Here is a 17,007-nt window from a genome sequence, read left to right as displayed (position 1 = left end):
TTTGGAGGCATAGCTGATTGCTTCGCACGCATGGCGATTTATTATACTAAAATTCTAAGGAGTTCATTTGCCAGGAGGCGATTATGGAAAAAGAAAAGGATGTACGCAAGCAGATTGATGAAGACGTCGAGCGCTTAGACAGCATGCCCGAGGCTCCCGACGAAACCACTGCCGGAGGGGTTCAGAAATTACGGAAAGTTCCCCCGGAACCAAGCAATGTCCCTGCAAAAAACCGGAAATTGTGCATTGCAATTCTCGATGATGACGCATTTACTCTTCTTGCGAATCAACAGATGGTAAAAGCAGCAAAATCACGCGGATATGAAATCGAGTGCAAGAAATATGAACTGTCCAACCACCCTGAACATGACAGGAATCTCGACCAATTTCGCCACGATCTTAGGAGCGGGCAAATTAACGGCATTATTACTGATCACGATATGAGGGATGATTGGAGTGGTACTCTCGCAATTAACACGGTGCGCAAGGCAAAAGGCGAGATTCAAAATATTCCTATTTTGTTAAATAGTGCGGATAGCAATTATAAAGAAGAGATTTTACAAGTTAAAAACGTCTCTTTCCTTAAAAAAGCAGATCCAAAAGCCAAAGAAATAATCCAAGAGTTTGTCGACAAAGTTGTGCAGTATGATTTGAATCTACGCTATGGCCCCACTCCCCAGCAATTCCAAGCGTATAAGGCAAATTATAATCAAATCATGCAGCCGGAAGGTGATGAAAACGATGATACAATTGCCCCGCCTCATATATAATCAAAGCTAAATGGCGTGCCTGTTTGATATGGTCTCATGGCCATGTCAAACTCGCCATAAAGCATTGCTGTTGCGGCCAAGCGCTCATGCTGCATAATATATATTTTTTATGACCTCCATTTTTTCTTTGAGTAGGGCAATAGCTCGCAGCGTGTTCTTTATTTCATTTTCTTCATTCTGTTTTGTTTTAAACTCAAGCCACAGCAACCAGCTTTGGTAACAAAGAGACCATAGCGGTTTATCGCTTGCAGGTAACCGGCCCGCTTGTTTCCTATATCCGCATAAGGCAGCGCTGAAAGAATGTGGATTGAACCGCCCTGCTGCTATTCCGGCACAGTTAACAGCAAGCCCAATTAGTTCTACAAATGGATGGATTAAACCTGCGCTGTTCCAATCAATTAAATAGGGGATATTTTTTTTCCATATTACATTACCCAAGTGAATATCGCGGTGGCTGGTAACCCAATCTTCATAAGCATGCAGATGATGGTGACAGCATTCCTCAACCATTTGTAATAGAAAAGGAGAGCGGGCGGCAGTTGGCTGTGGGAAAGGCTTGCTGCCTTCTTTAGGTAAATCCAATTGATGCAAGGAGGCAAGTATGGAGCCGAGTTTAAATGCCTGCTCTTTAGAGCAAGTTACTAAAACCTTACCGGGACAATAGGGGATAAACAACCGCCACGTACCTGCCACTTGCACTGCAAAATTACCTGTTTCCCACAATTTTGCTGACTTGGTAAGCTGCAGGCTGACAGCCACTTGAGCCGCAATGCTCTCGGTAAAATTCAAATATTTTTCATCAAAATCCCCTAGCCAATTTTGCGCAGGAATAATTTTAACCACCCATTCACTGCCATCTGGCAAAACTAAAAAGTGAATACTGCTGCCATAAGGGCTTTGTTGCACCTGTATACTCAGGATTTTTTGTTTAAAAAGATCCTCGTAAATTGCTATCTCATTCTGCATTCATTAATTGTTCTATATAGCGCCTGCAGGTCAAAGGCTTGTTAATATAATTAACCACTTGCCGTGTACCTCCTGTGCCTGTAATTACCAAGGATCCATAACGCAGTATACTACCCAGAATGGTTTGGCGGATATCAATGCTTTCTATTTTGTTCAATGGGATATCAATGGTTTGCCGCACCAAAACCCCGCTACGTAAAATGACATGTTTTTTGTTTATTGTGAGGGAGGAAAACTGATACGTTACCCACATCATCAGTAACCAAATTAACGCAAAAAACGCAACCACCAAGGAAACCTCATAAAAAAGCTCAAAATTCATAGCCACATACACAGCTGCCGTGAATAGCACCAGTGGCCAAACAAATAAAACCCAATGCAGTCGGGCTTGATGGATTACATTATTATCGGTCATTATTATCCTTACCATTGATTTCAAACTGCAAAACGATATGATCGTAGCAACTCTTTGAATCGAAGGTGATGCATTGCAATATCATATTGCAGACACGCTTATTTTTCTATTTATACTGGATGTTTATGCGGCCAATCAATCAATGCTTAAATCCAAAGCTTGCTGAATTATGTCAACAAGCACTGCGCTCTGAATCGTTAAAAGATAAGGTAAGCCAACATCTCCCTCCACTTTTTCAAAAACATTGCAGCATTGCAGGATTTAATAAAGGTTGCCTGATTTTGCTGGTAGACGATGCCATTTGGGCTACCCAATTACGTTTTTTGCTTCCTGAACTGCGCGATAAATTGCGGCAGGAAGCGGGAATTTATCAATTGGCTTCTATTAAATTACTACTTAACCCTGCAGAGCAAATACAAATCAAAACCAAAACCCCCGTTCCGCACATGCTGTCCCTACCAAACAAAATGGCAATCATGCATGCTGCCGAACAATGCAGCTTTTTACCTTTAAAAAATGCATTATATAAATTGGCAAAACACAGCAACCATGATGCTGAAACAACTCAAGAGGTGCCACGCCTGAATGCCTGCGGTAAATCCGAAAGCTAATCGTAATCTGTAGCGGGTTAGCTCTACGCTAACCGCAACGACACAGACGAGCCACAGCCATGTATTTAATCATTTTCTTGTTTAAGAGAAGACGTTTGGTCTAAGCTTCTATGGGAAGTAAGACAGACTGGATAGAAGGTAGATAAGTTTCCGCATCGAAATAGGTATATTCCCATGCCTCTTGTCGTACCATCAATTCGCGCAATAGCTTGTTGTTTAATTCATGACCTGATTTATAACCTTCAAATGCACCAATTAAACCCGAACCTAATAAATAAAGATCACCAATTGCGTCAAGAACTTTGTGTTTGACGAATTCGTCTTCAAACCGTAAACCATCTTCATTGAGGACGCGATAATCGTCAACGACAATAGCATTATCCAAGCTACCACCCTTGGCTAAATCATTTTCGCGCAATTTCTCATAATCAGAAAGGAAACCAAAGGTTCTTGCCCGGCATACTTCTTTTACATAAGAAGTAGTGGAAAAATCAAATTGAGCCGTTTGCGGTCGATCATTAAAAACAGGATGCTCAAAATCAATTGTAAATGAAACTTTATAGCCATTATAGGGAAGAAATTGTACGTATTTGTCTTTTTCTTCAATCCGTATTGGCTTTAAGATGCGAATAAAGCGTTTTGCGGCACTTTGCTCACGGATCCCTGCCGATTGAATGAGAAATACAAAAGGAGCCGCACTTCCATCCATAATTGGAATTTCAGGCGCATTTATATCAACATAGGCGTTATCAATGCCTAAACCTGCAAATGCAGAGAGCAGATGCTCAACTGTTGCTACCTTAACACCATCGCGTTGCAGGGAAGTACACAGCATCGTATCGCAAACGTATTCATAAGAAGCTGGAATTTCTACCACTGGGGAAAGATCGATTCGTCTAAAGACAATACCCGTGTTAATCGGCGCCGGACGTAAGGTGAGAAGCACTTTATCACCGGAATGCAAGCCAACACCCGTTGCTTGAATCACCTTCTTAGGAGTTCGTTGTTTTATCATTCAGCGCGCACCTTTAAGCTAAGCCTTTTTAAATATGGAAACCCCCGGAATCTTAGCAACAATTTATTGATTAGTCTAATTTTTTCAATTTATCCTATGAAAAACGGCCTTTTTAGGCCGTTTTTCGAAGATTTTATGCTTCTTCCTGTCTGCGTAAAAAGGCTGGAATATCCAAATAATCCACATCCGGCACAGCCTCGCTACCTTGTTTAACGGCTGGAGTTGCCGCTTGTTTGCGAATCACTGCAGGCCGCTCCAACTGCTCATAATCAAGGGAGCCATCGCCACGTCTTGATTCAACCAGGCGTGCACGTCCTGCATTTTGCTGGACACTACCCTGCCGCTGCCTGGAATCGCCGAGTCCGGTTACAATAACCGTAACTCGCATTTCTTCCGTCATATCGGGATCAATTACTGTGCCGACGACTACCGTTGCATCATCAGAAATAAAGCCTTTAATTACATCACCCACCTCTTCGAACTCGCCAATTGACATATCCAAGCCAGCAGTAATGTTGACCAAAATGCCACGCGCACCAGAGAAATTGACGTCTTCCAAGAGGGGAGAAGCAATTGCAGCTTCAGCAGCTTGCCGTGCTCTTTGCTCGCCTTTGGCGCTGCCTGTGCCCATCATGGCCATGCCCATTTCAGACATAACGGTACGCACGTCAGCAAAATCGACGTTAATCAGACCAGGACGGGTAATTAAATCGGAAATACCTTTTACCGCACCCAGCAATACATTATTTGCGGCTTTGAATGCATTCAATAAACTGATGTTTTTGCCCAAGACACTCAATAATTTATTGTTTGGAATCGTGATCAATGAATCCACATGCTCGGCTAACTGTCTTATACCTTCTTCAGCTGCCAAGGCACGCTGTTTCCCTTCAAAAGAAAACGGTTTCGTAACAATAGCGACTGTTAGAATGCCTAATTCTTTTGCAATTTCAGCAAATACCGGCGCGGCACCCGTGCCTGTTCCGCCTCCCATCCCAGCGGTTATGAAAATCATGTCCGCACCATGCAAAATTTCTTTAATGCGTTCGCGATCTTCTTCTGCTGCTTCACGCCCGATTTTTGGGTTTGCGCCAGCTCCTAATCCTTTCGTCAATTGATCACCCAATTGAATAAGAATTTTTGCATTGGATTTTTTCAACGCTTGTGCATCGGTATTCGCACAAATAAACTCTACACCATCAATATTTTCAGAAACCATGTGTTCTACGGCATTACCACCGCCACCGCCGACTCCAACGACTTTAATCACGGCATTGTCTTGCTGGCTGCTCTCCATTAATTCAAACATTCGTGTACCTCTCGTGATTCAGGTTGATTTGTAGCATTCTTGAGAGAATGCCTTATACGGCACAGAGCTGCTTACAAACTGACTCCGCCTTGGAGTAAATTCGTAAACAGCTCTTAAGACTTAAAACTTACTAAACGCAGCTATCTTAAAAATTACCATGAAACCATTGTTTCATCCGCGTCCAAATGCTACTGCTTGTATCGTTCAGTACAGGAACATTATAACCACCTTCATACTGCTGTTGAAAGCCGTGTAATAACAATCCCACGCCAGTCGCCAATGAAGGATTAGTTGAAGCTTCACCCAATCCGGCAATTGGTTGCGCACAACCGTGGCGAACAGGCATTTCAAAACACATCTCCGCCAGCTCGATCGCACCATGTACGTTGGATGCTCCCCCGGTTAGCACAATGCCTGCTGCGATCAATTCTTCAAAACCGCTGCGTCGTAATTCATTGCGTACCAACATAAATAATTCTTCATAACGCGCTGAAACAACATCTGAGAGGGCTTTAGCAGAAATTTTCCGGCCGGGACGTTCATTAACACTTAATACTTCTATCATTTGGCTAGCATTTGCAAGCTCTGACATGACGCAGCCATGGTTTAATTTGATGACTTCAGCCGCTTTGGTTGGGGTACGCAAAGCAACGGCAATGTCATTGGTTACTTGATCGCCAGCAATAGGGATCACGGCTGTGTGCTGGATAGCACCGCCCAGGAAAATGGCTACATCGGTGGTACCCCCGCCAATGTCGATGAGGCAAACGCCCAATTCTTTCTCATCATCCGTCAACACGGCATGACTGGAAGCCAATTGCTCCAAAATAATATCATTTACGTCTAACCCGCAACGCCGTACGCATTTGGCAATATTTTGCGCAGCACTGACCGCTCCGGTCACGATATGCACGCGTGCTTCCAAACGCACACCCGCCATGCCGACGGGTTCGCGGATATTACCCTGGTTATCAATAATAAATTCTTGCGGCAAAATGTGAAGAATTTTTTGATCAGCCGGAATCACAACGGCTTTGGCGGCATCAATGACCCGCTCAATATCCGCTGGAGAAACTTCCTGATCGCGTATTGCTACAATACCGTGCGAATTTAAACTACGGATATGGCTCCCGGCAATACCCGTGTATACGTTTCTTACTTCACATCCTGCCATGAGTTCAGCTTCCTGAACAGCTCGCTGGATAGAATTAACGGTTGCCTCGATATCAACCACTACGCCTCGTTTAAGACCGCGGGAGGAGTGACGGCCTATACCAATGATTTCTATAGTGCCACTAGGCGTTACTTCGCCTACCAAGGCCACGACTTTGGATGTACCTATATCCAAGCCGGTGATGATGTTTTTTTCGGATTTTTTAGCCATTATCTTCCCGTTTGTTGTTTCCATCGCACCGCCATACCGCGTGCATAACGTAAATCAACACTAGACAGTTGTTCTGATTTATCTGCAAAAACAGCGAGATACGCCTTACAAAACCGCTCGACACGCTTTTCTAAATCTCGCTTGCCTAAATGCAGCTGGATACCATTGGTCAAGGATAGTTCCCAAGCCTGGTTATTTCTCAGTTGCAAAGAAGCTGCATGTAACCCATATGTTGCTAATAGCTTACTCAATTTTTGATAAATTTGTAAGACGTCCGCTTGTTGATTTGCAGGTCCTAATAATTGTGGCAAGTTCGTCTCTGCCTGTTCTTGGCCAATACTGAACAATTGCCCTTCTGCAGTAACCAATGCATCATTCCAACTTGCAATCGGGGCTTTTTCCACCAAAGTGATCTTAAGCGTGTCAGGCCAAATGCGTTCAATATTTACTTGTTCAGCCCAATCCAAAGAAACCAAGTCAGCATGCAAGCGTCTGACTGGTAAGGAAAAAAAACTCGAATTAAGATAATTGGTCAAAACTTCTTCAAGTTGTTTACGCGTGATGTGCTGGAAACTTGCAGTGATTTTAACCGTGGTGATGGGGAAACGTTGCGCATCAGCGAGAAACAAATAAACCAGACGCGCTGTTAATAAAAATGCACAGGCGAAAAGCAGCGTCAAAAAAGTTACGTAACGTAATCGCCCTCTGTCCACATCCACCACCTGTTAATGTTACTGATAATGCGTTACCAAACGCTGGCGGCACTCATGATGAAATAACGCCAGATTAATAAGCTCATCCAGCAATGCTTGATAAGGTAAACCGCTTGCCTGCCATAATTTGGGATACATGCTGATTGGAGTGAACCCAGGCAAGGTATTAATTTCATTAAAATAAATATCGCCCGTTTCATCATTTACAAAAAAATCAACTCTAGCCAACCCCTTGCATTTTAAATTAACAAAAATTTCAGCGGCGCTCTTTTGTAAGCGATTTAATAATTCTTCATTTATTTTTGCCGGCACGTGCAGCTCAGTTTGTTCACTTTCCAGATATTTGGCAGTATAAGAATAAAACCCATCCGCATGATTGACACAAATTTCGCCAGCCAAAGTTACTTTTGGGGGATGCGCAGGTGATGAATTTTCAAGCACCGCCAATTCAATTTCGCGGCCCTTGATGTATTCTTCCACCAAAATTTCTTCATCATATTGCTTTGCATCGGCTATGGCAGCCATGAGTTCCGACTTATTTTTAGCCTTATGAATGCCGACGCTTGAGCCCATGCAACAGGGCTTCACAAATAAAGGCCAACCGAATTCCGCCGCGACTTCATGGCAAAATTGTTCAATCTCCTCTGTGGAAGAATGCCAAGAAAGCAGGCGATAGCGTGCGGATTTTATCCCGTTTACACAAGCCAAGCGCCTTGCAATGTCTTTATCCATGCCAACTGCGGAAGATAATACCGTACAACCTACATAAGCCACACCAACTAACTCTAACAAACCTTGCAGGCATCCATCTTCATAAAGTGGCCCATGGGTTACAGGAAATACGACATCGGCTTTTACCGCAAAACGGCCGTCGATAACAATGGAATCCAGGGGTGTGGAATTTGCGGTTACTATGGGCAGGGAATGTGGGTAAGCCAATAATTCTTCATATTGGTTTAAAAAATATCGTCCTTCTTTGTCTATGCCAATGGGAATGATGTTATAACGAGAGGTTTCTAAATTGGATAAGACTGAAGCGGCTGATATTAATGAAATTTCATGCTCTCCGGATTTGCCTCCATAGAGCAATACCAAATTAATTCGATTTGACATGTTCGTCTCCAACAATATGCACTTCGCGGACTAATTCGATTCCTGTCTGCTCATACACTGTTTTTTGCACAAAGTGAATTAAAGACTCGATGTCGCTTGCTGAAGCCATACCTTCATGATTAATAATAAAATTAGCATGTTTTTCAGAAACCATAGCGCCGCCAAGACGCTTGCCTTTTAAACCGCATGATTCAATTAGCTTGGCTGCATAATGATTGGGAGGATTCCTGAAAACCGAACCGCAATTATATTCATTCGTGGGCTGAGTTTCAGCGCGCCGCGCTAATAATTCTTTTATCAATTGTAACGATTTCTCTTTATCGCCAGGAATTAAACGACAAGTGGCAGCAATAAACCATTCATTTTCAGCCAATCCGGCCATGTGACGATAGGCAATTTCAAATTCTGCCGGGGCACGACGACGGATTTCCCCGTGGCGGGTAATGGTTTCTACCTCAACGACGTATTTCCAGGTTTCGCCATTAAAACAGCCTGCATTCATACGCAACGCACCACCCATCGTCCCAGGAATCCCGGCCCAAAACTCGCCGCCTGCCAATTGATTGCGGGCGCAAAACCTAGCCATTTTAGCGCAAGAAACGCCTGCCTCAACACGGACTTCCTCCGCTTTAACCAACTCTATGGCATTTAAACAACCCTGGGTCAGGATAACCGTACCTGCAAAACCGCCATCTTTAATTAACGTATTGCTGCCCAAACCTAGCCAAAGCAAAGGCTCTTCATCAGGCAATTGCTTTAAAAAGACGACTAAATCAGCAAGATTTGCCGGTTTATACATCCTTTTGGCAGAACCGCCAACACGCCAGGTTGTATAATCAGCCAAGGGTTCGTTAAACAATAACTGCCCTTTATAAATGACGTCGTTTAATTCCGCAACCGAAGTGTTCACGCTGTTTCTCGCAATTTTTGCACCAAGTTATTGGCCAATTGACCGATATTACCGGCCCCCTGCATGAGAATCACATCCCCATCGGCAACAAGCTGATCCAACGTTTGCTCAAGGTTTTGATCGTTCACTAATGATACATTAGGAAAATGAGCACGGATTTGCTGTGCCAGTTTTTCACTGGAGATGCCAGGAATTGCCGGTTCACCGGCTGAATAAATATCCAGCAGCAACAATTCATCCGAAAGGCTTAAAGCCTGAACAAATTGCGGAAAAAGGGATTGCGTGCGCGTATAACGATGCGGTTGGAATACATGGATGAGCCGCTTATCCGGCCAAACGGCACGAAACGCATCAATAGTGGAGGAAATTTCACTGGGGTGGTGACCATAATCATCAACAATTAAAGCCTTACCCTTGGGAAAATCACGTTCCCCCAACATTTGAAAACGCCTGCCAACACCCTCAAACTTGACTAAGCCCCGGACAATGGAGTCATCGTCCACCTCTAACTCGGTGGCAATGGCAATAGCCGCCAGTGCATTTAATACATTGTGGCGACCAGGCCACTGAAATTGTATGGTTAAAGGTTTATGCGGGGCTGGCCTTTCCACATGAAAGCGGCTAAGCAACCCCTGCTGCGTCCAGTCCAAGGCACGATAATGTGCTCCCTCGCGAAAACCATAGGTTAACGTAGGCCGTTGAATGGCAGGCAAAATATGGCGGATTTCTTCATCTTCTATACAAACCACGGCAACGCCGTAAAATGGCAAATGATGCAGAAATTCAATAAATGTATTGCGCAAGACATTAAAATCATTTCCATATGTGCCCATGTGATCCGCATCAATATTAGTCACTACAGCCATCGTCGGCTTTAAAAACAGAAATGACGCATCGCTTTCATCGGCTTCGGCTACAAAATAAGCCGATTTACCGAGCTGGGCATTGCTGCCACAACTGTTTAACTTACCACCAATGACAAAACTTGGATCAAGCCCGCCTTCAGCCAATAAACTGCTAACCAAACTTGTGGTTGTAGTTTTACCATGAGTCCCTGCTATTGCAATGCCTTGGCGAAACCGCATCAGTTCGGCCAGCATCATAGCGCGCGGGATTACCGGGATCATTTGTTCGCGAGCAGCTATAATTTCCGGATTGTGATCGGCAACTGCCGTAGAGCGGACCACCACATCTGCCCCAGAAATATTTTCAGTTCGATGCCCGATATGTATTGGAATGCCTAAGGATCGCAAATGTTGCACAGAACGGGTTTCACCTAAATCAGAACCTGTGATGCGATAACCCTCATTGTGTAATACCTCGGCAATACCACACATGCCGGAACCGCCGATACCCACAAAATGTATATGTTCTACCCGCCCCATCCTTGGTGATAGAAAGTTTCCTCTGCTGTCCACAGCATTCCCCCTTGTGTAGTCGATTGCATTGCCTCTTTATAAACCAAGAGACTGCCAACGATTTTCATGATCAATTCGTAACAATAAAGCGATAACACAAATGCAGACGACCATGCTGGCACCACCGTAGCTCATTAACGGCAGCGTCAATCCTTTTGTTGGCAGCAAGCCAGCATTGACACCCATATTAATCGCCGCTTGCAACCCCAACCAGAACGTAATTCCATAAGCCGTGTATGCGGCAAATAAACGATTCTGGGCATAAGCATTCAAACCAATTAATAAACCCCTAAAAACCAGTATACTATACAAAGTTAAAACAAGCAGAATTCCGACCAGCCCTAATTCTTCCGCCAGTACTGCAAATAAAAAATCTGTGTGTGCTTCGGGCAAATAAAATAATTTTTGCACACTATCACCCAACCCTTCGCCAAACCATCCCCCCCGTCCGAAGGCAATGAGGGATTGAGTCAATTGATAACCTGTATTGTACTGATCAGCCCATGGGTTTAAAAAACCGGTTAACCGCTTTAAACGATAAGGGGATGAAATTGCCAGAAAAGCAAAACTCGCACTTACCAACAATAATAAACCCACGTAATAACGCAATTTCACGCCCGTTAAAAACAACATGGCCATCGCAGTTCCTGCAATCACCACCGTGGCTCCAAAATCTGGCTCCGAAAGTAATAAAAAAGAAAAAATCCCCAATATGATCATGGGCTTGATAAAGCCCATGAGACTTTGATTCATCATTTGCTGCTGGCGAACCAAATATCCCGACAAATAAAAAATCATGGTCACTTTTGCAAGCTCTGAAACCTGAATCCCGATAGGCCCCAGAGAAAGCCAGCGACGGCTACCATTGACCATGCGTCCGATACCTGGAATCAGTACCAAAAGAAGCATTAACAAACAAATCAACAGCAACGGAATGCTGGCTTTTTCCCAAACGCTGCTGTCGGTGCGGATAATAATGATGGCTGCACTAAAACCCAGCGCAAGGTAACAGGCTTGCCGGATTAAAAAATGAAATGGCTGGTGATAATTTCTGGCTGATATCATCACCGAGCTTGAGGCAACCATCATTAAGCCAATGATGATTAGCCCCATGACTGCAGCAATCAACCATTTATCATACAAAGCCAATGGTTTATTCGTCGGTTTTCCACGTTGTGTATAATGGCGAGGTCGCATGGTACTCACAAAGCGTTCACCGCAGCAATAAAATCATCTCCGCGATGATTAAAATCCCGAAACATATCAAAACTTGCACATGCAGGCGACAACAACACGACATCACCCGGTTTTGCGTGAGATTTCGCCACATGGACTGCTTCATCCAGTGAAGGTGCACGTAATACGGGTACGGCATTTCCGATTGCTTTTTCGATTTTATCAGCATCTTCACCAATTAAAACAACTGAACGGACATAATCAGCCACCGGTTGATGAAGCTCTGAAAAATCAGCGCCCTTTCCCTGTCCCCCGGCGATTAATACGATTTTGCCTTGCATAGAGCCTCCTATCCCTGAAATTGCAGACATCGTCGCACCTACGTTCGTGCCCTTCGAATCATTAATCCAATCCACGCCGTCCAATGTTCTCACCCATTGGCTACGATGCGGCAAACCTGAAAAACGCGTTAACACTTCAGTCATAAAAACTGGAGCGATACCTACTGCATCTGCCAAAGCACAGGCAGCCAGAGCGTTTAACCAATTGTGTTTTCCTTTTATACGCAAAGCATCGGTGGGCAACAAGCGCTCCTCTCCGTGGGAAAGGTAAGTAATGGCATCGGTGGTGATTAATCCCCAATTTCCGGCGCGTGGTGCATCGAGGCCATAACTTAATACTTTGGCAGCCTGAACTTTACTAGCATCAGGATGCGTATATTCGTCCGCACGGTTATAAATCAATGTCTTGGCTTGCTGATAAACCCGGTGCTTTGACTGAACATAAGCATCAAACGTGTGGTGCCTGTCCAAATGGTCAGGCGTGACATTTAAAATGGTGGCAGCCACAGGAGCTAATGAGTGCGTGAGGTCTAATTGAAAACTCGATAATTCTAATACCCACAAATCGTAACGCACGCCAACATCCAAAATATCTAATACAGGCAAGCCAATATTCCCGGCTACTGCCACGGTCAATCCTGAAGCTTTGGCCATTTCACCTACTAACGTGGTGACAGTGGATTTACCATTGGTGCCAGTAATAGCGACGATAGGAACATCAACTTCACGCGCCAAACACTCAATGTCGCCCAATACAGAAATGCCCTGCTGCATGGCTTTCTTAAGAAAGGGTTCATCCAAAGACACACCTGGACTGCAAATGATTTCGCTCAGCTGCGGATACAAACTTTCCGGCAATGTTTGCAAAAAAACGTCTACATCCGGAAATTGAGCCTGAAACTCAGCTAATCCCGTCGGGTTTTCACGCGTATCAAACATCACAAAAGGCATGTTTCTTCGATGCATGTAACGAGCAATCGACAGCCCGGTTTTACCCAAACCAACTACTAGATGCAACGACGGGTGCATATAGATACCTCTCATAAAATGGTTGATAGTGCCAACCTTTAATTTTGAATCAATTACCGCAGTTTTAATGTGGCAAGACCGCAAAGCACAAAAATAACGGTCATAATCCAAAAACGCACAATAACTTTCGGCTCCGACCATCCTTTTAACTCGAAATGGTGATGCAAAGGCGCCATACGGAATAAACGTTTGCCGCCCGAATACTTAAAATAACCTACTTGCAAAATGACGGACAAGGTTTCAAGTACAAATAACCCGCCCATGATCAACAAAACCAGTTCTTGCCTTACCACCACAGCAACACTACCTAGAGCCGCCCCTAATGCAAGCGAACCGACATCCCCCATGAATACTTGGGCAGGATAACTGTTGTACCAAAGAAAACCCAAGCCTGCGCCAACCATTGCAGAACAAAAAATAGTCAACTCACCAGTATTCGGTACATATGGAATGGCAAGATAATGAGCATATACTGCATTGCTGGCAGCATAAGCAAATACGCCTAAGGCACCCGCTACCATGACGATAGGCATGATCGCCAAACCATCCAGCCCGTCGGTAAGATTAACCGCATTGCTGCTTCCAACAATTGCAAAATAAGCTAAAACCAGAAAAACAGGACCCAAATCGATTAATAAATTCTTGAAAAACGGGATCGTCAACTGCGTCTGGATCGGCATGTCAGCATGCCAATACAAATAAACAACTGCCACGATAGCAATTAATGATTGCCAAAAATATTTCCAGCGCGCCGGCAACCCTTTACTGTTTTTAAGGACCAATTTGCGATAGTCATCGACCCAGCCCACCAATCCAAACCCCAGGGTGACCAATAATACCAGCCACAGGCTTGCTTGGCGTAAGTCTCCCCAAAGCAAGGTACTTACGGTCACGGCTAATAAAATCAATACTCCGCCCATCGTTGGAGTACCGGCTTTCGAGAGATGCGTTTTGGGACCGTCGTCGCGAACCATTTGTCCAATCTGCAAACCGCGCAACCAGCGGATCATGGCCGGACCACAAAAAAGCCCTACCAACAAAGCAGTCAATGCTGCCAGAATAGAGCGGAATGTTAAATATTGAAAGACTCGAAATGCGTGATATTGTCCTTGCAATAGTTGCGTTAACCAATACAACATGTATGTTACCTCTATCGTTCTTAATTCTATGTGGGAGGCGAATAGCTTGGTTAATCAGTCACTAAAAGAGGACAAGCTGTTCGATTGCAGACATTGCTGTGCACCGCTCTGAAAAGCACAGCTTAGCCACAAATCGATAGATTTTTATACTTTTAGCAAGAGTTGTTAACAAGCCCTAATAAAAAAACAGCAAAGCATATCATATTCCTCTAACTTCAACTATTCACCATGAGCGGCTCATATGCAATATTGTTGCCATTAATTTATTAATTGCTGAACGATATTCTCCATAGCAGCCGAACGTGAACCTTTAACTAAAACAATGGTTTCCTCATCCAGGCATGGCAACAAATCCTGTATTAAAGCAGCCTGGCTGGGATAATGCTTACCGCGAGCACCATAAGCATGCGCAGTAAACTGGCTGTGGGCGCCGCATGTCATCAGCATGTCAATGCCATGCTGACGCGCAGCTTCACCCACTTCCTCATGGTGTTGCCTGGCCCATTCCCCCAATTCCCCCATATCCCCAAATACAAAAATGCGCTTGCCTTTATATTTTGCTAAAACTTCCAACGCCGCTAATACGGAGCGAAGGTTTGCATTATAGGTATCATCCAAAACTAAAGATTGATTTTTTCCAATGCGTGGTGTCATCCTGCCCGCTACCCCGGCAAACTCTGATAGAGAAGAGGCAATTCGCACAGTGTCGATGCCCAGCGCCCAGGTACATGCAGCAGCTGCCAAGGCATTGCAGACGTTATGGTAACCTGGCACCCGCAGACTAATTTGCGCTTCTGCTGCTGGCGTCACTAAAACGAATTGGGCATGACCTTTCTCATCAAAAATAATGTCGCGCGCATGGATATCGGTTGATTTCGCGGCAGAGAATTGGACCTTTTTCTTCCCTTGCAAGCAGTCATCCCAAAAATGCGCATATGCATCATCGGCATTGATAATTGCCGTACCATCTTTCGGCAAACCCTGATGAATTTCACCTTTCGCCTTGGCCACGCCATCGATGGAACCAAATCCCTCTACATGAGCCGGGGCAATGTTATTAATTAACGTGACTTGCGGTTTTACGATAGCCACGCTATGCGCAATTTCTCCGGGATGATTTGCACCTAATTCAAAAACGGCATAACGATGTTCCGGCTTAAGGTGTAAAACGCTCAACGGCACACCGATATGATTATTTAAATTACCACGGGTAGCATGGGATGGCTGCGGAAGTATGGCCGCAATCATTTCTTTCACCGTCGTTTTACCATTGCTTCCGGTTAAAGCAATGACATTGCAAGCATGCTTTTGTCGATGCTGCGCCGCAATAAGCGCCAATGCGTGCAGAGCATCCGGGATCACAAATTGCACTGCCTGCATATGCGGTATTTCTTTTTCACAAAGAACCGCTATAGCCCCCCTGCTGACTGCTTCGGCAATAAAGTCGTGCCCGTCGAAGCGCTCCCCTTTGATGGCGACAAATAAACTGCGTGGCTGCACTTGACGGCTATCAATCGATATACTGCTCAATTCTGCGTCTTGTGTACATGTTGTATTTAATAAGGCGGCGATTTCCTGAAGTCTCATCATGATGCATTACTCGTTTAGTTCGGTGATTGTTTTTATAATTTTCTCTTGCTCTTCCGGCTTTGCCTGAATTTGCAAGCGTTTTTTTCGGCTCACAGCACCCTGTTGAATCGTTATATCTTTTTGTTTAACCCGTAATAACTTGGCTAGATATTTAATGAGCTGCCGATTGGCCTCCCCTTCCTTGGCGGGTGCCTGCAGGCAAAGAAGCACCCCGCCATTTCCATCCAAGAGAAGCTGATTTTTTTTACTGCCTGGTTTGACTTTAATTTCCAATGAACAATAGTCAGGATAATGTTTTAACCAGGATGGTGGCTCATTGTTTTCCACGAGCGGTTAATCAGCCACTTCTTCCAGCTGCAAACGCTGATAATAACGCTGCAAGGCAGCATCAGTTAAAGGCTTTCTCTGCTCATCGAGAAGATGGGCATCTAAGCCTTCGCTCAATTGTTTTGCAGTTTCCAGCATGATGGAAAAACGCTCGCTATCTATAGTCGAATTTCCTGATGTTTGCATAAACAAGCATAAACCACGCACACTGAATGCACCGATGTTTTGCAAATCAAATACGCCAGTTGACGTAGCTGCAGCCAGACTGCAGAGTACAGGACCCTGACCATTTGGATATTGGTGGCGATGGAATAAATTGCCTTCGCCAAAGCGCAAACCTGCAGCCAATACGGTTTGCAGCAATTCATAGCCTGCGAATTGACGATTTTCCTTGGCTAATAAAAATACCATAAACGCATGGCTTAAGTTACGCGCCGCCGGTTCCTCTTTAACCATTATTTTTTCTTGCGGGGAAAGCTTAGGTGAGATGGCTTGTTTTTCATGTAGGGAAGGTTTTGCAGAGGGCGGCGGCGCGCTATATGCCAGCGGTTTTTCATGAACGACATAAACCGGCTCAGGGATTGCCTGTACTTTAGGCTCCTGATCGACTTTACGTACAGCAATGATGTCCTCAAAAGCAGGAGAATCGATTTGCCCCACAGACGGCTGATGATTTATTACAGCCGAACTTTGACGTCGCGCCTTTAACATGCGTCCTATGGCAATAATCACTGCAATTAACAATAGGATGTTTAGCATCAAACTCCAGTTTGCCTGCATC

The 17,007-nt window shown here is 44.5% G+C and carries 17 protein-coding genes; 2 read left to right on the top strand and 15 right to left on the bottom strand.

From position 1 onward, the window contains the following. Positions 1-83 precede the first annotated feature (83 nt). Entirely contained in the window at positions 84-770 is a 687-nt protein-coding gene (locus NKV53_RS06340) for a hypothetical protein (RefSeq protein WP_127057129.1), read from the top strand. 84 nt (positions 771-854) lie between these two features. Here NKV53_RS06340 and NKV53_RS06335 read toward each other — a convergent pair whose 3' ends face one another. Together NKV53_RS06335 and NKV53_RS06330 are read right to left on the bottom strand one after the other, a co-directional pair. Next, entirely contained in the window at positions 855-1,676 is an 822-nt protein-coding gene (locus NKV53_RS06335) for a phosphotransferase (protein WP_158616399.1), read from the bottom strand. Between the two features lie 49 nt (positions 1,677-1,725). Next, complete coding sequence (locus NKV53_RS06330; RefSeq protein WP_126953702.1) at positions 1,726-2,151, bottom strand: PH domain-containing protein; 426 nt, start codon at positions 2,149-2,151, stop codon at positions 1,726-1,728. A gap of 125 nt (positions 2,152-2,276) precedes the next feature. Between NKV53_RS06330 and NKV53_RS06325 the strand changes: the two genes are divergently transcribed. Next, positions 2,277-2,762: a DUF721 domain-containing protein gene (locus NKV53_RS06325; RefSeq protein WP_158614971.1), complete on the top strand. Its 486-nt coding sequence runs from the start codon at positions 2,277-2,279 to the stop codon at positions 2,760-2,762. A 100-nt stretch (positions 2,763-2,862) separates the two neighbouring features. Here NKV53_RS06325 and lpxC read toward each other — a convergent pair whose 3' ends face one another. From lpxC to NKV53_RS06260, 13 genes are all read right to left on the bottom strand, one after another. Beyond that, positions 2,863-3,777, bottom strand: coding sequence for a UDP-3-O-acyl-N-acetylglucosamine deacetylase (gene lpxC / locus NKV53_RS06320; protein WP_126953704.1), 915 nt, complete (start codon positions 3,775-3,777; stop codon positions 2,863-2,865). 133 nt (positions 3,778-3,910) lie between these two features. Further along, the gene (gene ftsZ, locus NKV53_RS06315) at positions 3,911-5,086 is read right to left on the bottom strand and encodes a cell division protein FtsZ (RefSeq protein ID WP_126953705.1); all 1,176 of its coding nucleotides are present in this window, start codon (positions 5,084-5,086) and stop codon (positions 3,911-3,913) included. Positions 5,087-5,231: 145 nt separating this feature from the next. Next, a complete protein-coding gene (ftsA, locus tag NKV53_RS06310) occupies positions 5,232-6,470 on the bottom strand; it encodes a cell division protein FtsA (RefSeq protein ID WP_199737618.1) in 1,239 nt (412 codons plus the stop codon). After that, positions 6,470-7,189: a cell division protein FtsQ/DivIB gene (locus NKV53_RS06305; RefSeq protein ID WP_126953707.1), complete on the bottom strand. Its 720-nt coding sequence runs from the start codon at positions 7,187-7,189 to the stop codon at positions 6,470-6,472. Before NKV53_RS06305 ends, ftsA begins: the two co-directional genes overlap by 1 nt. A gap of 12 nt (positions 7,190-7,201) precedes the next feature. Further along, on the bottom strand, positions 7,202-8,296 hold the full coding sequence (locus NKV53_RS06300; protein ID WP_253350868.1) for a D-alanine--D-alanine ligase family protein: 1,095 nt from the start codon (positions 8,294-8,296) through the stop codon (positions 7,202-7,204). Next, positions 8,280-9,206: a UDP-N-acetylmuramate dehydrogenase gene (murB, locus tag NKV53_RS06295; protein ID WP_253350866.1), complete on the bottom strand. Its 927-nt coding sequence runs from the start codon at positions 9,204-9,206 to the stop codon at positions 8,280-8,282. The genes NKV53_RS06300 and murB overlap by 17 nt, the downstream gene beginning before the upstream one ends. Continuing rightward, complete coding sequence (murC, locus tag NKV53_RS06290; protein ID WP_256478873.1) at positions 9,203-10,591, bottom strand: UDP-N-acetylmuramate--L-alanine ligase; 1,389 nt, start codon at positions 10,589-10,591, stop codon at positions 9,203-9,205. Before murC ends, murB begins: the two co-directional genes overlap by 4 nt. Before the next feature lie 69 nt (positions 10,592-10,660). After that, the gene (gene ftsW, locus NKV53_RS06285; protein ID WP_199737620.1) at positions 10,661-11,821 is read right to left on the bottom strand and encodes a putative lipid II flippase FtsW; all 1,161 of its coding nucleotides are present in this window, start codon (positions 11,819-11,821) and stop codon (positions 10,661-10,663) included. A 5-nt stretch (positions 11,822-11,826) separates the two neighbouring features. Beyond that, on the bottom strand, positions 11,827-13,170 hold the full coding sequence (gene murD / locus NKV53_RS06280; protein ID WP_126953712.1) for a UDP-N-acetylmuramoyl-L-alanine--D-glutamate ligase: 1,344 nt from the start codon (positions 13,168-13,170) through the stop codon (positions 11,827-11,829). A 53-nt stretch (positions 13,171-13,223) separates the two neighbouring features. Then, on the bottom strand, positions 13,224-14,309 hold the full coding sequence (mraY, locus tag NKV53_RS06275) for a phospho-N-acetylmuramoyl-pentapeptide-transferase (RefSeq protein WP_126953713.1): 1,086 nt from the start codon (positions 14,307-14,309) through the stop codon (positions 13,224-13,226). A gap of 258 nt (positions 14,310-14,567) precedes the next feature. Then, on the bottom strand, positions 14,568-15,896 hold the full coding sequence (gene murF / locus NKV53_RS06270) for a UDP-N-acetylmuramoyl-tripeptide--D-alanyl-D-alanine ligase (protein ID WP_127032533.1): 1,329 nt from the start codon (positions 15,894-15,896) through the stop codon (positions 14,568-14,570). 9 nt (positions 15,897-15,905) lie between these two features. Further along, positions 15,906-16,226 carry a DUF167 domain-containing protein gene (locus tag NKV53_RS06265; RefSeq protein ID WP_126953714.1) on the bottom strand — a complete coding sequence of 107 codons (321 nt, stop codon included), beginning with the start codon at positions 16,224-16,226 and terminating at the stop codon, positions 15,906-15,908. A 6-nt stretch (positions 16,227-16,232) separates the two neighbouring features. Then, complete coding sequence (locus tag NKV53_RS06260; protein ID WP_253351208.1) at positions 16,233-17,006, bottom strand: cell division protein ZipA C-terminal FtsZ-binding domain-containing protein; 774 nt, start codon at positions 17,004-17,006, stop codon at positions 16,233-16,235. Between the last annotated feature and the right edge of the window lies 1 nt (position 17,007).

It is taken from the genome of Legionella sp. 27cVA30 (assembly GCF_024160945.1).
Lineage (GTDB): Bacteria > Pseudomonadota > Gammaproteobacteria > Legionellales > Legionellaceae > Legionella_A > Legionella_A septentrionalis.
Note: the sequence above shows the minus strand (reverse complement) of the source record. Positions and strands in the feature narration are given on the sequence as shown.

What these genes read in the sequence shown, in the direction of transcription:
- NKV53_RS06340 (WP_127057129.1), top strand. Translation starts at nt 84, where the DNA reads ATGGAAAAAGAAAAGGATGTACGCAAGCAGATTGATGAAGACGTCGAG.
- NKV53_RS06330 (WP_126953702.1), bottom strand. Translation starts at nt 2,151, where the DNA reads ATGACCGATAATAATGTAATCCATCAAGCCCGACTGCATTGGGTTTTA.
- NKV53_RS06325 (WP_158614971.1), top strand. Translation starts at nt 2,277, where the DNA reads ATGCGGCCAATCAATCAATGCTTAAATCCAAAGCTTGCTGAATTATGT.
- lpxC (WP_126953704.1), bottom strand. Translation starts at nt 3,777, where the DNA reads ATGATAAAACAACGAACTCCTAAGAAGGTGATTCAAGCAACGGGTGTT.
- ftsZ (WP_126953705.1), bottom strand. Translation starts at nt 5,086, where the DNA reads ATGTTTGAATTAATGGAGAGCAGCCAGCAAGACAATGCCGTGATTAAA.
- ftsA (WP_199737618.1), bottom strand. Translation starts at nt 6,470, where the DNA reads ATGGCTAAAAAATCCGAAAAAAACATCATCACCGGCTTGGATATAGGT.
- NKV53_RS06300 (WP_253350868.1), bottom strand. Translation starts at nt 8,296, where the DNA reads ATGTCAAATCGAATTAATTTGGTATTGCTCTATGGAGGCAAATCCGGA.
- murC (WP_256478873.1), bottom strand. Translation starts at nt 10,591, where the DNA reads ATGGGGCGGGTAGAACATATACATTTTGTGGGTATCGGCGGTTCCGGC.
- ftsW (WP_199737620.1), bottom strand. Translation starts at nt 11,821, where the DNA reads ATGCGACCTCGCCATTATACACAACGTGGAAAACCGACGAATAAACCA.
- murD (WP_126953712.1), bottom strand. Translation starts at nt 13,170, where the DNA reads ATGCACCCGTCGTTGCATCTAGTAGTTGGTTTGGGTAAAACCGGGCTG.
- mraY (WP_126953713.1), bottom strand. Translation starts at nt 14,309, where the DNA reads ATGTTGTATTGGTTAACGCAACTATTGCAAGGACAATATCACGCATTT.
- murF (WP_127032533.1), bottom strand. Translation starts at nt 15,896, where the DNA reads ATGAGACTTCAGGAAATCGCCGCCTTATTAAATACAACATGTACACAA.
- NKV53_RS06260 (WP_253351208.1), bottom strand. Translation starts at nt 17,006, where the DNA reads ATGCAGGCAAACTGGAGTTTGATGCTAAACATCCTATTGTTAATTGCA.